Genomic DNA, 20512 nt, shown 5'->3' on the forward strand with positions numbered 1-20512 from the left:
CACTTTACAGCCCGGTAACACTGCAGAACGCTACTTTCGCATCGCAGAAGGTGGATACGGTAATTCAGCCGTCTGTTGTCGAGTCGTCCCATGGCATTGTGTCGGTCAACGATGCCAGTTCGCCCTCGACTGTTTGTGAGTCAATCTTCGTCGTTGTTTTAAGATTACTGATGACACTTCCGAACCTGCCCCGCCATTCCAGTTCACTTTTGACGATCGCCAAACGCTATCGGCTCGCCTTGACCCTGTTTTCGGGAACCCTGATTGCCGGACTCACCACGCCTATCGCGAATGTATCCGCCGTCGATTTGGGATCCGTCAAGCCACTGACGCCCGAGGTTGCCGAGGCCTCGGATGAGCCAGCCGAAGCGATGGCTGCGATTCGACTGCGTGACGGATGGAAAGTCGACTTGTGGGCAGCCGAACCGCTGTTGGCAAACGTCGTCGCCTTTGACATCGATCGAAAAGGCCACATCTATGTTTGCGAGACATTTCGACAGAACCGCGGTGTGACCGACAATCGCGGACATGACCACACCTGGTTGCTCGCGGACCTTGCGGCGAAAACGGTTCAGGATCGAATCGACTACCACAAAAAGCTGCTGGGCGATGGAGCCATTACCTACGCTCTGCATGACGACCGGATTCGCCGACTGACCGATACCGATGGTGACGGCAAGGCAGATCAAAGTGTGATCGTTGCTGACGGTTTCAATCACCTAGAAGAAGGCACCGGCGCGGGCGTGCTCGCGATCGGAAACGATGTTTACTACACCTGTATTCCGAAGCTTTGGAAACTGGTGGATCAAAATAATGACGGAAAGGCTGACGAGCGAGTCGTCCTGAGCGACGGTTATGGCGTTCGAGTCGCTTTTCGTGGTCACGACATGCACGGACTGATTCGTGGCTACGACGGACGTTTGTATTTTTCAATTGGTGACCGAGGCTATCACCTTCGCAATGCCGAAGGCGAAATGCTTTCCGATCCCGCCAGCGGTGCCGTTTTTCGCTGTGAACTGGACGGCAGTGGACTGGAGGTCTTCGCGCGAGGCCTACGAAACCCGCAAGAGATCGCCTTCAACGATCAAGGCGATTGGTTCACCGTAGACAACAATAGCGACAGCGGTGACCAAGCTCGCATCGTCCATCTGCTGCAAGACGGTGATACCGGTTGGCGGATGTACTATCAGTACTTGCCGGACCGTGGGCCGTTTAACCGCGAAAAAATCTGGCATCCACAAAACGATGAGCAGCCCGCAGCGATCGTGCCACCGGTGGAGAACTTCACCGATGGCCCCAGCGGATTGGCGTACTATCCCGGGACCGGATTCGGCGATTCACTCGATGACACGTTTCTGATTTGTGATTTTCGCGGCGGTCCCAGTAACAGTGGCATTCGCACGTTCAAGCTGGAACCCAACGGGGCGACGTACAAACTTGGCGAGAATGAACAGCCGGTTTGGACTTGCCTTGCGACGGACCTAGCATTCGGAAATGACGGTGCGTTGTATGTCAGTGATTGGGTCAACGGATGGGATGGTTTGGGCAAAGGTCGGATGTATCGAATCAGCGACCAAGAGCATAGCCAAGACGCGATTGTTGCTGAGGTCCGTGATATCCTGTCGAGCGACCTAACGAAGGCAGAAACCGATAGCTTGACCTCTTGGCTCGGGCATCCCGATCGACGCGTTCGCTTGGAGAGCCAGTGGGAACTTGCTGCCCGACGAGATGTCAATTCGCTCGCCAAAGTTGCCAGTCATGGGGATGATTCGACTGCGCGACTGCACGCGGTTTGGGGCTTAGGCGAAATCGCTCGCAAAGATCCCAGCAGTGAGCTTGCGAAAACAGCGTTGGTTGATCTGCTGAGCGACAAAGAGCCAACGATTCGCTTTGCGGCATTGAATATCTGTGGTGAAGAACAATGGAAGGAAGCTTCCGAAGTCGCACAGCAGTTGGTCAATGATTCCGATGCACGAGTTCGCTATGCAGCCATCGATGCACTCGGACGTATCAAAGTTTCTGGCGCCATCACGGCGGTTATTGATCGGATCGCCGGCGCCGACAAGAAGGATGCCGCGATGCGCCATGCGACGGCAATGTATCTGTCGCGAGCTGCCAACGCGATGCAATTGAAATCACTTGCCAAACATGCTTCGGTCGAAGTTCGTCGCCAAGCCGTTGTGGCTTTGCGACGTCAAGGCAGTGGTGAAGTCGCCGAATTCTTAAGCGATAAAGACCAGCAAGTCGTCTTGGAAGCCGCCAGGGCGATTCATGATAAACCGATTGAAGTCGCGATGCCTGCGTTGGCAAAGTTAATCAACGGCAAGTTGACCGATGAAGCCATCATTTGGCGTGTGATCAATGCGAATTTTCGACTCGGAACACAGGCCAACGCTGCCGCTCTGGCCGCCTTCGCTACGCGGACCGATGTGCCACCCAAGATGCGAATCGAAGCCTTGGACATGTTGGCCAAATGGGCTAAGCCCGATCCACTGGATCGTGTCATCGGGGATTATCGACCGATTGCCGAGCGTGATGCAAAGGTTGCTCAGGCCGCCTTGTCACCGCATATCGACCTATTGCTTGCGGCCCCCGAAAAGATCCGCCTGAAAGCGATCGATACGGCTTCGGAACTGGGGATCGCCAAGATCGCCGAAGTCTTAGAGAAGCAAGTTAACGATCCGAACCGATCCGCAGATTCACGTTCGAAGTTGCTAGTCGCTTTGGCTCGGCTGCAACCGTCGGTGGCGGTCCGGATTGCTCAACGGATTCCCGTCGAGCAAGCTCGCGGTGAATTGGGTATCGCCAAATTGTCGGTTTTGGCTGATCGCGCGTCGGCCGAATCGCTCGACGTCTTTGTTGCTGCGGCACAAAGCTCGGACATCAATGTCCAGCAGAAAGCTTGGGACATTCTGGCAAAGCTTCAGGATCCCAAAGCGAAGCAGACGATCGAATCTGCCATTGCTAAATACGTTGATGGTCAACTGGATCCGCGGGTTCAGCTGAACGTGGTCGAAGCCGCCCAAGGCAAATTGGATGGTGACCTGAAGACCAAATTTGATGACCATCGACAGCAGGTAGCTAAGGACGATCCGCTAGCTCCCTGGTTGGATTCGTTGGCCGGCGGTGATGTCGAAAGCGGTAAAAACTTGTTCTTTGGCAAGACCGAGTTGTCTTGTGTTCGGTGTCACAAAGTTGATCGAGCTGGCGGCCAGGTCGGACCAAACTTGACGGTCATCGGCAAGGATCGTGACCCACGTTATTTGCTGGAATCGATCTGTATCCCCGACGCGAAGATTGCCAAAGGATTCGAGACCGCTGTCATCATCGACATTGACGGACGTGTTCACAGCGGCATCGTGAAGCTGGAAAACGATGACATTGTCGAGCTGATGTTGGCCGATGGGACACAAGAAACCATCGCTCAGGATGACATCGAAGTCCGCAAGAAAGGAAAGTCATCTATGCCGGCCGACTTGGTCAAGCAAATGTCTGCTCGAGAATTACGTGACTTGGTCGCCTATCTCTCCAGTCTGAAAGTTGACCCGCGCGGCGCAGACGACGTCGAATAGAGTTTTGGTCAATTGACTTGGTGTCGGAATCCCCGATGACCATGTGGTGGTCATTGGGGATCCGATTGAATTTGGTCAATGATCTGCGGCAGCAACTGCTTCAATCAAGTTTTCGGATCGATTTTCACAAGTTCGGCTTGGAAGGTTTCGATCGCTGATTGAACCCATGGGTGCGACTCGATTTGTCGAAGGCGTTCCATCCGTTCTTTGGCCGCGGCTTGCGGTGAAACGGCGGCGGCTTTTTTTGCGATCGGCCGCGCGGCCCCTTCCACCATCGATAGCACAATCTGTGTACCGGTGATCCCCGAAAGGGCTTCGGTTACCGGCCCACGGTGCTCGGGTAAGTTCATTCGCCGCATGGCCATTCCGGAGTTGGATGGGAACACCAACTCAATCATCGGCGGGCCTTTGGGATTGTCCACGTTAAGACGAAGCTCTGCCATCGATGCGATCGAGGCAGTCATCTGTGGAACATGCTGCAGGGCAGCGGCAAAAACCTCTTTGAAGTTGTTGCGTTGAAGGGACATCTTTGGCAGCGACGCTTTATCGATTTCAATCGTCGGATTCGCTGCGGGCGATGCACCCGATGCAGGACTTGCCTTTTCAGCAGCGGCAGATGGGCTACCGCCTGCATTGCCGGACGTTGCGTTCTCTGATGCGGCGGCGTTGGATGCAGGCGTCCCGTTGGCTTGCGCTGGGCCGCTGGCTTGCGGTGCGCCTCTGGCTGTAGTGGAGTTGCTCGACGAAGCTTTTTCGCCGACGGGGGCACCATTCGTTGTGGCAACTGAGCTGCTTGGTGGAGCGGCTTGTGGAGCAGGCGGCGTTGAAGGTGATGCAGTGACCGACGGTGAAGACTGCATCGCTGCTGCTGCGGCTTCGATGGCGTTTGAATTAAGCGTTAGCTTTTTTTTTTCGCCACCCGCTGCGGACGATGAACTTGGGCCGCTTTTGGCAGCCGCGGCCAGATCTGCAATCGCTTGCAAGTCGGGCAAATTGCAAACTTGGATCAGAGTCGATTCCAGCAACACACGTCCGTAAACACTGTGCCTGACTCGGACAAGTGTTTGGTCAATCAAAGCGACCACGGCAAGCACCGTTTGCAGGCCCCAGGTGTCGGCGAGCTTTTTCAGTTCGTCGTGCATGGAGGCCGCAGTATGTCTTTGTAGCGATGGATCGCAGCCGACCGAAACCGCCATCAGGTCGCGAAAATAACCCAGCAGCTGCTCTGCAATTCTGCTCGCATCGACTCCGGCATCGATCGCCGCATCCAACTGTTTCAGCGCCGATGCGGCGTCACGATTGCACATCGCGGTCGCTAGTGCGTGCAGCCGTTCATCATCGGCTGTCCCAAGCATCGAATGGACTTGGTCCGCTGTCAGGTGTCCGTTGCTGAAGCTTAGAACTTGTTCAAGCAAAGACTGGCTGTCACGCATCGAACCGGCGGCACGTCGTGCGACCAATTCCAAAGCCTCGTCATCCGCTTCCGCGTTTTCCGCGGTCACGATCTCACGTAGCCGTCCAACGATTTTTGAGACCTCGACAGGAGCAAAGTCAAACCGTTGGCAGCGACTGAGCACCGTGATCGGCATCTTTTCCGGATCGGTAGTGCAAAAGATGAACTTCACATGCTCCGGTGGCTCTTCGAGCGTTTTTAACAACGCATTGAATGCCGCCTGCGTCAGCATGTGGACTTCATCGATGATGTAAATTTTGTACCGTGAGCGGCTGGGGCGGACGCCGACGTTGGCTCGCAGCGAGCGGATTTCGTCGATACCCCGGTTGCTTGCACCGTCGATCTCGATCACGTCGATGTCTTCACCAACGTCGATCGCCTGGGCGATATCACTTGACGAATCGAATTCCGCATTCGGTCCGGAAGGGTTGTTCAGGGCTTTTGCAAAAATCCGAGCGGTGCTGGTTTTGCCTACCCCGCGGGCACCGGTGAATAAGTACGCATGCCCCACCCGGCCGGTTTCGATCGCGTTGGCGAGAGCCCGGCCGACATGTTCCTGACCGACCAATTCGCCGAAATTTTTCGGGCGATAGCGACGTGCGACGACGACGTAGGCGGAATCTTTTTCGCTGGAAGAAGCGGCTTCGGACATGCGGAAAAGGCAAAGTAGGATGCGGCAAAAATGTGATCGTTACGCATCGTACACAAAAACACAAGTCACCGCCTCGGCTGCTCGGTATGTCTGTAGTTTCAGCGGGTTTTGGGGGCGAAATCGCCCTTCTGGATGAATCTGTTCATCGCGGTGAGTTTTGAAATTTCCGGTGGCATTGCTAAAACGGAAATGAGACTACAATGACGGTCCCGCCACTCAAAACCCACCTGCCTCTATGTCACTGCGAAAAAGCTGCCGTCAGGCCGCTCCGATGCTGCCATTATCTGACTTGGCGACATCCACTGTTGGGCTCGCGATCGTCTCGGTTGCTGTCTTGTTCACGCCGATCCAATGCATCGCACAATCGGCAGAGAAACAGTCCCCAGGGCAAGCGAACTCGGCTGACGCTGTCGATTCATTTACCGAAAGTATTCAGCCCGTATTGGATGCACACTGTGTCGATTGCCATGGGAAAGACGATCCCGATGGGGCGCTCGATTTAACCGCTTTCGATTCGACTCGGTCAGTCAAGTCACACTTTGCCATTTGGGATTTGATTCGGCAAAGAGTTGCAGACGGAGAAATGCCGCCCGCCGATTCGGGTTATGACATCGAACCCGATGATCAGGCTGAATTCCTCGGATGGATTGGCGACCGCCGCGATGATTTCATTGAGCGGCATGCCGGCGATCCTGGCGAAGTACTCGCCCACCGATTGAGTGCATCGGAATACAACTACACGATTGCAGATCTGACCGGAGTCGATATCCGTCCGGCCGACAGTTTCCCCATCGATCCCTCCAATACGGCTGGCTTTGACAACTCGGGTGAGTCGTTGGTGATGACGCCGTCGCTATTGTCAAAGTACATCGATGCGGCAAGGTTCGTGTCGGACCACGTCTTGTTCTTGCCAGACGGTTTGGGCTTCGCTCCCCACCCCGTTGTGACGGACACCGATCGTGACAAGTATTGCGTTCGCCAGATTGTCGATTTCTATGAATCGCAAACCGTCGCCATCGAAAAATACTTGTTCGCCATTTGGGAACTGCGACAACGATCGGCACAGGCAAAGATCGATTCAGACGCGATCGATCAGACTGCGGCAAGCAACCGGCTTAGTGCAAAGTATCTGACGACCTTGTGGGAAACACTCAATCCCGATCGGCAGCTCGTTGGTCCGCTAAAGCAAATTCAAACACGAATCGTAGAGCTTGGTTCCGATCGCGACGCTGCACTGGAAAACTGCAAAGCGATTGCCAACGACATTGCAGAATTGCGCAGTGCGTTGACGTTTGAGTTTCCTCATCTACGTGTTTCGGGAATCAACTCGGGTTCGCAACCGCTGGTGCTATGGCGGAACCGGCAAAAGGCAACTCATCGAATGTCACTCAACGAAGAGGCGTTCGAAAAGCTTGTTGGGACCGAGGATTCTTCCGCTGATGAGTCATCCGAAGATCAAATGGTTTATGCATTGGTGTCGTCCGATGATGCCGCCGCCGACCAACCGTTGTTACAGGCTTACCAGACGTTTTGTCGATTGTTTCCCGATCGCTTCTACGTTGATCGTCGAGGCCGCGAGTATGTCGGTCAGAAGGAAAAGGACTTCAACCGAGAAAGCGAATACCGACTTTTGAGTGCCGGTTTTCACAGCATGATGGGCTATTTCCGTGATGATCAGCCTCTTTGCGAACTGATGCTCACCGAAGATCAACGCCAGCAGCTGGATCGTCTTTGGTTCCAACTGGATTTTGTTGCTGATGTGCCTGCCCGGCAACATTCGGGATTTATCTGGTTCGAACGCGCCGAAGGACGTTACCTGGTCGATTCGGAATTTGATGCCTTTCGCTCGGCCGACAAAAATGCGACTTCACCGCAGATGGTTGACCGATTGGCAGAAGCATACATCGCCAAGGCCGAACGGATCGGAGCGAACGACCAGGCACTCGATGCGATGCGATTTCACTTCGCCGCGGTCAACCAAAAAATTCAAACGGTTGTCAGTGCCAAGGCCTCATCGCTCGAGTCTCAGATTGATGATTTGGAGCGTATCGCAGAGAAAGCTTTCAGACGCCCGTTGACAAAGTCTGAGCAAAGTGGACTGAAAGAGTTCTACGACCAGTTGGTTCGCGTCGATGGTCTCAATCACGAAGATGCGATCCGTGATGTGATCGTCAGCATTCTCGTTTCGCCGCATTTCTGTTACCGGGTTCACGAGACCAGTGGTGAAGGTGAAGTGGTCTCGCTTGAGGCGTATGAATTGGCCTCGCGATTAAGCTATTTCATCTGGGCCAGCATGCCTGACGAGCGACTGTTGGAACTGGCGGCAAGTCAACAGATTCTGAACCCAGAGGTTTTAAAGGCAGAGTGCCGACGACTTCTTCAAGACGAAAAAGCAAACGGGTTGGCTGTCGAGTTTGGTGGAAACTGGCTTGGCTTTCGGCAATTCAAATCGCACACCGGCGTTGATCGAAACCGATTCGAACAGTTCGATCAGTCGCTTCAAGACGCGATGTTTGAAGAACCCGTTCGGTTTTTTAATGACGTGTTGCGGCGTGATGGTTCGGTTCTGGACTTTCTGTATGCAGACCACACGTTCGTCAATTCGGCACTGGCGAAACACTACGGAGTTGAAGAAGACTTCGCGGATGATTCGCAGTGGATGCGTCTCGATAATGCATCGATGTATGGACGAGGCGGGGTGCTGCCGATGGGGGTGTTCCTAACAAAGAACTCCCCAGGTTTGCGAACCAGTCCTGTCAAGCGAGGGTTTTGGGTCGTGCGGCAACTGTTAGGAACGCATATTCCCGCCCCTCCGCCAAACGTGCCAGAATTACCTGAAGATGAATCCAAGCTCGGTGAACTGACGCTGCGCGAAGTTTTGGCGAAACATCGCGAGCATGTCAGCTGTTCAGGTTGCCACGAAAAGTTTGATTCGGTCGGATTAGTCTTCGAAGGCTTTGGGCCTATCGGCGAGCGTCGCGAAAATGATTTGGCAGGCAATCCTGTCGACGTGCTTGCGGAATTTCCCGATGGCTCGAAACACTCGGGAGTCAACGGCCTGAAGGATTACATCCGATCCGCACGCGAAGCCGAGTTCGTCGACAACCTGTGTGAAAAACTGTTGTCGTATGCACTGGGGCGGTCTTTGATGATCTCGGACGAACCCTTGGTCGAATCGATGAAACAAGATTTGATCGACAACCAGTATTCGTTTTCAGCAATGGTCGAAACGATTGTGACCAGCGATCAATTTTTGAAACGCAGACTGTAAAACGCGAATCGCATGCCACGCTAAACAAATTCATCGCGACCGTGATTCGGCGAGATGATCGATTGACTCTCCGTTCAGTTTAGGGATCCAAAGATGCAAGACCGCCCGGAAAACACTCAACGCCTGTCCCGCCGATTGCTGCTTCAAGGGACTGGGGTCTCGATGGCGCTTCCGTGGTTGGAATCGGTCGCCGTTTGGGGTGACGAAAACGCATCGGCCTCGTCTGCTTTGCCGCAGCGAATCGCGGTCATGTTTATGGCAAACGGTGTTGCCTACAACCATTGGTGGGCCAAAGGGCAAGGCTCGGAAATGGAGCTTGGCGATTGTTTGATGCCGTTGGATCCCTTCAAAGAGAAACTGAACTTTATCAAAGGGCTCTATAACCCGGCTGCCGTTGGCGTTGGGATTCACCCAGGACAAACGGGTAACCTGTTGTCCGGTGCCAAGCTGAAAAAGGGTGCGGAGCTTCGTGGTGGGGTCAGCATGGATCAAATGTTGGCCAAGCACGTCGGTGCGGAAACACTGCAGCCGAGTTTGGTGCTTGGGTGTGAGCAACCAACGACCGGGTACCACGAGACAAACTTCTCGATGGCCTACAGCTCGCATATCTCATGGCATGATGCGACTTCGCCCGTTCCGATGGAAACTTATCCTGCACTTGCATTTGATAGTTTGTTCGAAAACCGAGGGGCGATGCGGAACCGAAGTGTGCTCGACCGAGTGCGAGAACATGCCGCCAGTTTGCAGCGTCAGGTCAGCCATAGCGATCAAGCGAAGCTGGATGAGTACATGACCAGCGTCCGTGAAATCGAAAAACGGATCGAACGTATGCGCAAGCTTAGTGAGAAAGCCGAAGCGAACGCACGCGATAAAGATCTATCCGCGACCAAGATGTCACGCCCGGACGCCGGCTTGCCTGAGGACATTCGCGAACACATGCGTTTGATGTGTGACATTATCGCGACCGCGTTTCAAACTGACAAAACGCGTGTCGCGACACTGTTGCTTTGCCGTGATATCTCCGGGTTGATCTACCCGTTTTTAGATGTCCGCTTGGCACACCACTTGGCTTCGCACCGGGATACGACGGACGACTACCTGCGGATCTGTCGCTATTACATCGAACAGGTTGCGTACTTGGCGGGCAAACTCGAAAAGATGCACGAAGGCGACTCGACCGTGCTCGACAATTCCATGTTGATGTTCATGTCGAACATGTGGAGCGGAAAGAATCACGACAGTTCCAAGGTGCCACTGATTCAGGTGGGTGGTTTGGCCGGTACTGTCGAAACCGGGCGGGTGCTCGACTACAGCGAAAACTCCGATGACGAACGCAAGCTTTGCAATTTGTATCTGTCGTTGATGGATCGTATGGGAGTTCAGGTTGATGAATTCGGTGATTCAACTCAGCAGCTAGCGGGCTTTTAGCACGCCCCTCTTTTGTAGGTGCTTTCACGAATCAAGGGTCTTGCCTCAAATGGGCAAGACAGATGTCCAGACAACGCAGATATCGATTCAGAATATCTGTCATCCCCGAGGACCAGACTGTTGAAATCTCAATTCCTTTTCGTCATCGTCTTGTCAATCGCCATGGCTGCCAGCTCTGCGAATGCTCAGTTCGTCGTCGCCCACCGCGGTGCGTCGGCACAGGCCCCAGAGAACACGTTGGCAGCATTTAAACTGGCGTGGGAGCTAGGTGCGGACGCAATCGAAGGTGATTTTTACGTTACCAAAGACCAAAAAATCGTCTGCATCCACGACAAAAACACGAAGCGAACGTCACCCAATTCGCCAGTTTTGGATGTTGCCAAATCGACTTTAGAACAATTGCGGCAGGTTGATGTTGGCAAATGGAAAGATCCAAAATACGCCGGCGAGACGATGCCAACGCTTGATGAAGTTTTGGCAACTGTTCCCGACGGAAAACAGATTTTTGTCGAGGTGAAATGTGGCGTTGAGATTCTGCCGTTATTGAAGCCCGCACTTGAGAATTCGTCTCTCAAGCCCGAGCAGATTGCGATCATCTGTTTTGACGAACAGGTCGTCTCGCAAGCTCGACAGCTCATGCCTCAGTACCGCGTCAATTGGCTGACCAGCTACAATAATGGGAAGCCAACCGTTGACACCGTCGTCAAAACGCTCAAACGCACCGGGGCGACAGGCTTGGGCAGCAAAGGTGATCTCGCGATCATTGATGAAGCATTCGCCAAAAAGGTGCTGGAGTCCGGATATGAATTGCATGTCTGGACGATCAATGAAGTCGACGCGGCAAAGCAGTTTGCCGAACTTGGGGTGTTGTCGATTACCACGGACAAGCCCGACGTCATTGGCCAGGCGCTAAAAGATTAAGCGTTTCGCGGTGACCGGTACGGGGGCCTGAAGACATCTGCGTTGAATTACAACCACGTCATTTCCGTACCCGAAAATTTGCGACTCGAACAAGCAATGCGATCTCAAGCACTGAGTATTCCAATGATTCACCATGGCGCCGCCGAACGATCAATCATCGCGGTTTTGGCCATCACTATTCTGGGAATTGCAACCCTATGGCTTAGCGGTGATGGGACCAAAGGTCAGCCCGTCGGTGGTCAAATCCAAGGCCCCAGTGATCCCGTCGTTGGTGCCCCGCTTGTTTCGGGGCCAGATGGCACGCCATCGGATGATCCACAATCACGGCGAGATGTGATCGAGCTCACACGCCAGTTGAGTGATATTCGCTGGAAAGACTATCTCGGAAAGAAGGTGTTTATCCCGGGCGAGCTAGTCGTGGTCGATAACTTTAACTTGTCGCGAAATGGCCAGGTCAGCGTTGCACCGCAGCGACTGTTTATTCCAACGGAAACGATCGATCCCAATGACGCTTCAGCGCAGGGGACCAGCGTATCGGGGAAATCCAATGTCGATGCGATTTCCAAGACGCAAAGGAAAAACAACGCCAGTTGGATCATCATCGAAGACGGCGTCCAACGCAGCAATCAGTACCCCGTCCCGCTACTGCCACAGTTCGGTCGATCGATTCCATCGGTCCGTTTAGGGTCGACCGTGAAAAACCTGACTGGAAAGATCAGCGAAGAAAACGGGCGATACTATTTGACGCCTGAACTGCCGATCGATTTCACACCCATTGAGCGCCCCGAACGGCCAAGCGTCGGTGATGCCGATGTGACCGTCGCCAGTTTCAACGTTCTCAATTATTTCACGACCATCGACAATGGATCCAACGGCGCTCGGGGCGCTGATAGCCAAGAAGAATTTGAGCGACAAACGACGAAGTTGGTCGCGGCAATCGTCGGGCTTGATGCCGACGTCATCGGCTTAATGGAGCTAGAGAACAACGTCGATGCAGAACAGGCTTTAGTAAGTGCAGTCAATAAAAAGCTGGGCAAGGACGTTTATGTGGGCTGTGGAATGCCTGACGGTTTCCAGAATGCACCCGGTGGCGGCGATCAAATCCGTGTCGGAATGATCTATCGTCGTGATCGAGTCAAACCAGTTGGCAAGCCTTCGTTCATCGATGATTTTGCCTTCGTCAACGCGCGAACCCCAATGGTTCAGCAGTTTAGTTTGCCGTCCGGCGGTCAGAAATTCAGCGTGATTGTCAACCACTTCAAATCGAAAGGCGCCAACCGGGCCAGCGGTCTGAACGCCGATCAGGGTGATGGCCAAGGCGCCTACAACGACTCGCGTAAATCACAAGCCCAAGCGTTGGTGAACTACCTACGTGAGACAAAGATCGAGGCGCTTGTGATTGGCGACCTTAATTCCTACAGCGAAGAAGACCCCATCGATACGCTACGTGCCGGCGGGTTAGTCGACGTCAGCAAAACAAAGTCGACCGGGCAGTCTTACTCGTATGTCTATTTCGGACAAGCTGGTTCACTAGACCATTGCTTTGCAACACCAAAGTTGGCTGCGAAGGTGACCGGAGTCGCCGATTGGCATATCAATTCGGACGAGCCGCGTTGCTTGGACTACAACACCGAATTCGGTACCGGCGTCTTTTTCAAACCTGATGCCTTCCGCTGCTCGGACCATGACCCCGTACTGATCGGGCTTAAGCTGAAGTAGTCGCAGCGAGTTAAACAGTAACGGACGCCTGCGACCTTTGGCTCATTTCATCGAGATGGATGAGCTGGCAGCTTCGGTTGCAGTCTGCAGAAGTTCCAAGTCCGCTTCGGTAGGATCGGTGACCGCTTTGACACGTGAAAGCTTTTGATGGAGACCGATCGGAATCCGAACCATTGCGCTGGCAGGACCGCTACCTGTCGATAGTTTGAAGACCGATTTGGGAAACGGTCCGAACAAATGGTTGGTTTGGTCAACTCGAAAAAAGGATCGAGGGTCATAGAGCCTCGTTTTTTCGAGCATCGCGTTGAACTCGTTCTGCAGGTTCTCACCGAGGATCTTTGTTCGATTCTCATTGCCGTCCAGCGATTCGGTCGCGGGCTGGTGCGACACCAACGTGACAATTGGGTCGCCGTTATCGGCCGCGGCCGTATCAGGATCGGTAAGGGCGACTTCGCAATAGCGATTGTTGCCGTCGGGGTTCAACACATAGATCGGCGTCCGATAGGGGCGGTTCCCTGTTTCCAGTGTGTGCGACTGAGAGTAAAGGATTTCAGAACGCGAGTTTGTCGACTTGTTGGCGAGTGCCTGAACCGAAAACTGGTGCGTCCCTAATGGCAGCGTTAAACGTCGGCAGTGTCCCGCATTGACCTGTGCTACGAAGACATCGTCAACGTAAACATTGATCGGGCGTTCCTCGCCGTTGTCGATATGAACAAAGGCTTCGGTGACTTCCCTGCACCCGGTCGGAGCCAGCAATAAGATGGCCACCGCGGCGGTGAATAGGAGCGATCGGCAGTTCATTTTTGAAAGCGAATTGAGATTTGCTTGAGAGACGTGACAAACATTTGTCTGTTTCGCGGGGTAGAAAGTTCCCGCCGTCAGTTCTCGCTGTTTGGCCCGCCTGCCAATTTGAGCCTGTGTTGCGTCGCAATCACGAATGGCTCAGCATGAACATCAGATTTCTGTCAATTTCAACCAGAGCCTAGGTTGCAATCATGCCCCGGGTGGGTGTCTGGATCGACAAACTGCCGCAGGCAATTCCGGTCCTAGCGAATAAGCCAGCGATTCATCGTCCGGTTGGGTGGTTCGGCGGAACAATGCGTTCGGGCAAGGCCTTTGCGACCTGCTAAAATGCGAACGGATGAGGCAGGAACCTGCGTTGCGGTTCGCCCTCATTGACGGTTACCTTCCAAACGCGGATGACTCGTTAAAACTCAAGCGGCGCAGTCAGCATCCCGCTGAAAGCTGTATCGATGATTTGGACAACTTTGTCTTCGCATTTGTGTTCGACAAGGTGAATCGAAGTTCTCGATGCACCGGATGCGTTTCTTTTCAGAACTGGTTTTAAGACTCATAGACTCGGATTGACAGGATTTTGAATCGATGAAATCGGCGTACGATTGCGTTGTCATAGGTGCGGGGCCAGCTGGCGGAGCCACGGCGGCGATGACTGCCGAAGGCGGCTTGAGCACGTTGTTGATCGAGCGTGAGCAGGTGCCGCGTTTCCATGTCGGCGAGTCTTTGATGCCGGAAACCTATTGGCCGCTTCAGCGGCTGGGATTGAACGAAAAAGTTAAAGCGTCCGGCTGGCAGGTCAAAAAGAGCGTGCAATTCGTCACGGCCAATGGCAAAGAGTCTGCACCGTTCTTTTTCCGACGCCACGACGAACGTGACTGCAGTGACACTTGGCAGGTCGAGCGAAGTGAATTTGACAAAATGCTTTTCGATCGCGCCGCCGAGCTCGGTGCTGATTGTGTCGACCAAACACGTCTCACCGATGTGATGTTTGATGACTCGGGTAAGGCCACTGGTGTTGTCGTCCGAGACCGCAACGGCGCGACGCAATCGATCGAGGCAAAAGTGGTGGTCGATGCGACAGGTCAGCAGTCGTTCATCGCCAACAAGCTCGGACTCAAAAAGGTGAATCCTGAGCTTAAGAAAGCAGCGATCTGGGGATACTATCGCGATGCGATGCGTGGTGAAGGCGACAACGAAGGCGCCACAATCATCATGCAGACTGAATCGAAAGAGTCATGGTTCTGGTTCATCCCACTTTCCCGTGGGATCACCAGCATCGGATGTGTTGCCGACAACGACTATCTGCTCAAAGGACGCGGCAACCAAGAAGAAACCTTTGCCGAGGAACTTGCGATCTGTCCGGGCCTGAAGCCTCGCCTCGAAAAGGCAACGCGTCTGGGAAGCCTGCGCACGGCAAAGGAATTCTCTTACATGTCAACGCAGCATTCTGGCGACGGATGGGTGCTTGTGGGTGATGCCTTCGGATTTATTGATCCCGTGTACTCGTCCGGCGTTTACTTCGCATTGGAAATGGGCGTTCGTGCCGGTGATGCGATTGTCGATGGAATAAAGAAGGGTGATCTGTCGGCCAGCCAACTGGGCTGCTGGACCGAAGATTTCATGCAGGGTGCGACCTGGGTTCGCAAGCTGGTCCATGCTTTCTACAGCAAGGAATTCAGCATCGGGCATTTCATGAAGGAGCATCCCGAGCACCGTAGCTGCCTGACGGATGTCCTGATCGGTCGAATTTTCCACGATGGCGCAAAAAAAATGTTCGACGACATGGACAAGTCAATCGAGAAGGTTCGCACCGCGATGGCGAGCTGACTGCGGAACTACCGGTTTAAAAGACGAACGGCGTGCTGATGAAGCACGCCGTTTCTGTTTTAGATGATCAAGCGATGGCCGAACCCTGCTAATAGTGAGCCCAGACCGTGTGGTGATACTTAAGCGCTGACGGCGCTTGCCGATCGTTCATGCGGTGAATCGGTGTCACGACACGCTTCGACGACGGCGAATCGTTCACGCCACAGAAGTTTCTGCAAGAAACCTGGGCGGCGGAGGTTCGGATCATCTGGCTCGATTGTGTGACGTTTTCCACGCGCGGTGACTAAGCAAAGTCGTCCATCAGATAAGACTTCATCGACGATCCAGAACTTATCAACCACATAGCGGTAAGTCTCGCCTTTGCTCGACGCGATGACTTGTGCGGCACGTCGTCCCGGATTTGCACCTTGCTTGCTTTTTCGATAAACGGCCCAGTCGCCAGCTCGCCAATTTGCATGCATAGGTCAAGTACCTTTTGATATGACTTTCGAGTTCGTTCCATCCCTCGTGCTGGTAGTTGTCCCCCAAAGGGACTCACTTCAACATTAGAAACAAAACCGACCCAAGGACAGTTGAAAACACGTGAATACTGTATTTTCTTCGCTAGATTCATAGATTCTTTGCAAACTTGGTGCCGCCCGAGGGCAAAACTTCGTGAATCAATGAAAAAGACTGCTGAGTCGGCGATCGAGCCCCGTTTGAACCGAGCCTAGCTAATATGACCCTCAGGTTGCGGCGTTAAAGCGAGACGCTTTAAACTTAGCATTGGTTCACGGCGATTCGTTGCCTGTTCGATTGGTCGAAGTCTGCCCAATCCGTTAGCAGAGAACCACCGATTTGCGGCAATCGACCAACTGCCGATCACACATCGAAGGAATGTCATGACTGTTGTTTCAAATAGCCTCTTGGGGTGGACACTTCCACTCGGTCAGAGTTCGCAAGTGATTGGTTTGGTGGTCATCGTGCTGATCATCATGGCCGTGGTTTTCGGCGTGATTTTCGGCTTCTTTGCTCTGCGATACGGAAAGCTTTGGGTGCAGGCATATATGTCTGTTGCAGACGTCAGCGCACCGAGTCTGATCCGGATGCACTTCACCAAGGTCAACCCGAACGTCATCGTTCAAGCGAAGGTGATGTCCGCACAGGCCGGGTTGGATATCGGACGAAAAAACGGCATCAGCACTCGGAGGCTGGAAGCGCACTACTTGGCCGGCGGGAATGTTATGAACGTGATTCATGCGATCATCGCTGCGGCTAGAGCGGAGATTCCTTTGGATTTTGACCAAGCAGCCGCGATCGATTTGGCCGGCCGGGACGTGCTCGACGCCGTCCAGACCAGCGTTTATCCCAAAGTCATCGACTGTCCCGACCCCTCCCGAAGCGGAAAAACCACTCTCAGTGCGATCACCAAGAACGGTGTCGAGCTTCGGGTCCGTGCTCGCGTCACGGTGCGAACCAACTTGGAACAATTGATCGGCGGTGCGACCGAAGACACCGTGATTGCCCGTGTCGGCGAAGCGATTATTAGTTCGATCGGTTCTGCCGAGACGCATTTCAGGGTTCTTGAAAACCCCGATATGATTACTCGTGTCGTTCTCGAACGTGGCTTGGATGCTCAGACAGCTTTCGAGATCGTATCGATCGATATCGCCGATATTGATGTTGGCGAAAATATCGGTGCCCGTCTGCAAAGCGATCAGGCCGAAGCCGACACCCGTGTCGCACAGGCCCAGGCTGAACGTCGTCGTGCCGAAGCGGTCGCCGAAGAGCAGCAAATGCGAGCAAAAGTAGCTAGCAATAAATCCGCGTTGGTCTTGGCTGAAGCGGAAGTGCCACGAGCTATGGCGGAAGCATTTCGAGCAGGGCGAATCTCGGCGAGCAACGGTATTAACTAAGTCGTGCGGCAGGCTTCATTCGAAACAACGTCCTACCGAGTCAAGTTTTCTGACGGCTCAGGACGCTATCAATTGGCTGGGATTATCGACCGGCCTAAAGATTGGGCATCCGGCCCCGACGCACGCGAAGAGGCGAATCCCGTCGTCGTGTTCTCACACTGCTTTACATGCAGCAAAGATCTGAAGGCGACCGTACGGATCTGTCGAGCATTGGCCAAATCAGGGATTGGTGTTCTGCGATTCGATATGACGGGGCTGGGCGGTAGCGAAGGCGAGTTCTCTGAATCCAATTTTTCGACCAACCTCGCTGATCTCGCATCAGCGATTCGATTTGCAACGGGCGAATTAGGACGCGTCACCGGACTGGTTGGGCACAGCTTTGGCGGCATCGCATCTCTCGTGACGGCCTCGCGTGCAAGTCAAGCAAGTCAGCATCATTTTCCCGAGCTGGCGGGCTTAGCAATGGTCGCAACATTAGCCGCCCCAAGCGATTCTGCGCACCTCGCTTCGCTACTGCAGAGGATGAATCCTGCGATCATCGATGATGGTGTCGGCGAAGTGACAATCGGAGGGATTCGGTGGACGATCACAAAGCAAATGCTTGAAGATTTTCGTTCCCATCAAGTCGCAGATTTACTGACTGCCATCGAATGTCCGGTCTTGCTGATGCATTCGCCCGTCGATGAAACGGTTGCATTCGATCATGCGCTGCGATTGATGTCGCTGCTGTCGCAGTCACCATCCCCCGAGCGATACGGTTCCGCCAACGCTGCGGCCAAGCCAGTCAGTTTGGTTTCACTTTTAGGTGCCGACCATCTGCTGGCAACCAACCCTGATGATTTGGTCTTTGTTTCGGATTTAGTCGCCAGTTGGTGTTGGCGTTATCGCAGCTAGTGCAATCGGTTCAACTGATTCGAACGTTTAAAATCACGCGATTGTGATTGCAGCAATCAGCAAGCCGATTGAAAACGTGCATCGCTTTCAGTGAAGGGCTACAGTAGTAGGACTGTCTACTACTAGATTGTGCGCTATAGAAGGGAAGCAGGTTGCGAATGGGTATCCGAATGTTGGTTGTTCATTGTGTGGCCGCTGTTTACGTAGCAGCAGTTGCCCTTTCGATCACCTCAGTTAATTCTGCTTCTGCCGACGGAATCGTGGACGCCAGATCTTTGGCGGTGGTGAAGTCACCAATTCGATTCGCCGGTGAGCTCGAACTCATCGAGCGTTCACCCAATGGCCGGTTTCTAGCTCTTGTTTGGAAGTCAGATGGCAATATCAAGCCTGCTGAGCAACAGCGTTTCCTCCAACTGGCCGATGCGCAATCTCTCAGGCCCCTCATGCAGCCAAAAAAGATTGGCGGCAAAAATCGTGCGGGTAGCCTGAGCTTTTCCGCAGATGGGAAGTACTTGGTCGTCGGAATCGATTATGGATTTCAGCTATGGGATACCGAAGCGAAAAAGGAAATCAGTCGTTCAGATGGCCGGAGCAGCATTTGGCAATCACAATTTCATCCGGTTCGCCGAGAGATAATCACCATCGGTGGGACCAAAGATATCCAGCGATGGCAGATTGCTGATCTGTCGTCGGCCGAAACGATTAATTCAGGCCTCGATCAAGTTCGAAGAATTCGATTTCGGCCCGTTGGAGATAGCTTGCTCGTCTTTGGGAAGCGGGCCGGCAAGAATGTCTTGGAGCTACAGAGCTACCCTGATTTCAAAGTGATGGTGAAATACCCAGCGGAACTTGACCCCAAGCTGATCACTGAACTTCGATTTTCTCCGGATGGCGAGCGGTTCGTTTTTCGAAGGCCTGGCGGGGTTCTCGGAGTCGGCAAGGTTAACGAAGGAAGATTTCAGCCGGAAATCAACTGTGGTGCGACGGTTCATAAATATCGGTTCATCAACGTCAACACGATCTTGGCATCGGTGGGCGACGGTCAGCTGAAATTGATTCAGGTCGAGCTGCCATCGATTTCCAATTTCCTAAACCTGGATCTGGCATCCAGCCAGTTCGAGGTTTTGCAATCACCACCAAGGCTGGTTGCAGCAACAAAACTTCCCAGCGGCATCTCACAGATTTCGGCCTGGAATATTTTGCCAATCGTTCAAATGCGTGCCGGTGGCGTTTTGACTGCGCAGGAGCATCTGGAGCAGGGAATTCGGCTCTGCTTGGAAAAGTCGGATTGGAGCCAAGGATTGCGGCATTTGATTGATGCAAAGCATCCGGTGATCAGTCCACTGGCAACAGCGGATGCGTCGGGCTTGAATCCACTGACACGGTTAACCTTGGGATCCAAGTGGCAGCAGCTTGCGGAGGGTTCGGCGGAACCTGAAATTCGGAAGCTAGCTGTAGCAGCAGCCGAACGTAGCTTTCGGACTGTCGAGGCAACCGCGACGGGCCTGACAAAGCTGCGTGCAGGTGCACTGCTAAAGCAGCTAGAAGAGCGGTAGTTAGACCGATCAGACGGATTTGACAGATCGGACCGATTCTGAATCAGACTGATCCGTCCAATCGGTCGGACCACCAATCAGTCCAATACGTCCGATCAGTCAGATCCGTCGGACAGCCAAGCCGAAAAAACGATCAGTCAGATCAGACAGATTTGCAGGATTGATTTCGGACCGATCAGACAGATTTGACAGATCGGACCGATTCTGAACCAGACCGATCTGTCGGATCCGTCCAATCGGTCAGACTACCAATCGGTCCAATACGTCCGATCAGTCAAATCCGTCGGACCACCAATCTCCCATGCGCGCACGAAAAAACCCGCAACGGCTGGCGACAGTCCGCTGCGGGCTTTCGTGATGTTTTGGTGGTGAAATTGAAGCGAAGCTTCCTGTTGAGTCATAACTGAGAATCGCTTCCACGGATTCGATTCCTCGCTGTCACCAGCAGGAACCTATTTCTAAGAATCCTTAGAAAAGGAGGTGATCCAGCCGCAGGTTCCCCTACGGCTACCTTGTTACGACTTAG

12 protein-coding genes and 1 rRNA gene are annotated in these 20512 nt (G+C 53.6%); 9 read left to right on the forward strand and 4 right to left on the reverse strand.

The genetic code is table 11. From position 1 onward, the window contains the following. The first annotated feature begins 170 nt into the window (after nt 1-170). Nucleotides 171-3572: a PVC-type heme-binding CxxCH protein gene (locus tag LOC67_RS16800; RefSeq protein ID WP_230263789.1), complete on the forward strand. Its 3402-nt coding sequence runs from the start codon at nt 171-173 to the stop codon at nt 3570-3572. Between the two features lie 104 nt (nt 3573-3676). Here LOC67_RS16800 and dnaX read toward each other — a convergent pair whose 3' ends face one another. Continuing rightward, nucleotides 3677-5677, reverse strand: coding sequence for a DNA polymerase III subunit gamma/tau (dnaX, locus tag LOC67_RS16805; protein WP_230263790.1), 2001 nt, complete (start codon nt 5675-5677; stop codon nt 3677-3679). Between the two features lie 271 nt (nt 5678-5948). Here dnaX and LOC67_RS16810 point away from each other — a divergent pair, with 271 nt between their 5' ends. From LOC67_RS16810 to LOC67_RS16825, 4 genes are all read left to right on the forward strand, one after another. Next, nucleotides 5949-8948, forward strand: a complete 3000-nt coding sequence (locus LOC67_RS16810; protein WP_230263791.1) for a DUF1592 domain-containing protein — start codon at nt 5949-5951, stop codon at nt 8946-8948. A gap of 93 nt (nt 8949-9041) precedes the next feature. Beyond that, nucleotides 9042-10376 (forward strand): DUF1552 domain-containing protein, encoded by a 1335-nt coding sequence (locus LOC67_RS16815; protein ID WP_230263792.1) that lies wholly within the window; start codon nt 9042-9044, stop codon nt 10374-10376. A gap of 162 nt (nt 10377-10538) precedes the next feature. Continuing rightward, nucleotides 10539-11297 carry a glycerophosphodiester phosphodiesterase gene (locus LOC67_RS16820; protein WP_230263793.1) on the forward strand — a complete coding sequence of 253 codons (759 nt, stop codon included), beginning with the start codon at nt 10539-10541 and terminating at the stop codon, nt 11295-11297. 96 nt (nt 11298-11393) lie between these two features. Continuing rightward, nucleotides 11394-13016 (forward strand): ExeM/NucH family extracellular endonuclease, encoded by a 1623-nt coding sequence (locus LOC67_RS16825; protein ID WP_230263794.1) that lies wholly within the window; start codon nt 11394-11396, stop codon nt 13014-13016. Nucleotides 13017-13058: 42 nt separating this feature from the next. On the opposite strand, the gene LOC67_RS16830 is transcribed toward LOC67_RS16825, so the two are convergent. Next, nucleotides 13059-13817, reverse strand: coding sequence for a hypothetical protein (locus LOC67_RS16830; RefSeq protein ID WP_230263795.1), 759 nt, complete (start codon nt 13815-13817; stop codon nt 13059-13061). Nucleotides 13818-14399: 582 nt separating this feature from the next. On the opposite strand from LOC67_RS16830, the gene LOC67_RS16835 reads away from it, so the two are divergent. Then, a complete protein-coding gene (locus LOC67_RS16835; protein ID WP_230263796.1) occupies nt 14400-15641 on the forward strand; it encodes an NAD(P)/FAD-dependent oxidoreductase in 1242 nt (413 codons plus the stop codon). Nucleotides 15642-15760: 119 nt separating this feature from the next. On the opposite strand, the gene LOC67_RS16840 is transcribed toward LOC67_RS16835, so the two are convergent. Next, nucleotides 15761-16102 carry a hypothetical protein gene (locus LOC67_RS16840; RefSeq protein WP_230263797.1) on the reverse strand — a complete coding sequence of 114 codons (342 nt, stop codon included), beginning with the start codon at nt 16100-16102 and terminating at the stop codon, nt 15761-15763. Between the two features lie 420 nt (nt 16103-16522). Here LOC67_RS16840 and floA point away from each other — a divergent pair, with 420 nt between their 5' ends. The 3 genes from floA (at nt 16523) to LOC67_RS16855 (ending at nt 19986) form a co-directional block, all read left to right on the forward strand. Further along, nucleotides 16523-17536: a flotillin-like protein FloA gene (floA, locus tag LOC67_RS16845; protein WP_261366977.1), complete on the forward strand. Its 1014-nt coding sequence runs from the start codon at nt 16523-16525 to the stop codon at nt 17534-17536. Nucleotides 17537-17539: 3 nt separating this feature from the next. After that, on the forward strand, nt 17540-18430 hold the full coding sequence (locus LOC67_RS16850; protein WP_230263798.1) for an alpha/beta hydrolase family protein: 891 nt from the start codon (nt 17540-17542) through the stop codon (nt 18428-18430). Nucleotides 18431-18690: 260 nt separating this feature from the next. Beyond that, nucleotides 18691-19986 carry a WD40 repeat domain-containing protein gene (locus tag LOC67_RS16855; RefSeq protein ID WP_230263799.1) on the forward strand — a complete coding sequence of 432 codons (1296 nt, stop codon included), beginning with the start codon at nt 18691-18693 and terminating at the stop codon, nt 19984-19986. Between the two features lie 473 nt (nt 19987-20459). On the opposite strand, the gene LOC67_RS16860 is transcribed toward LOC67_RS16855, so the two are convergent. Beyond that, a 16S ribosomal RNA gene (locus LOC67_RS16860) occupies nt 20460-20512 on the reverse strand; the annotation flags it as partial.

It is taken from the genome of Stieleria sp. JC731 (assembly GCF_020966635.1).
Taxonomy (GTDB): domain Bacteria; phylum Planctomycetota; class Planctomycetia; order Pirellulales; family Pirellulaceae; genus Stieleria.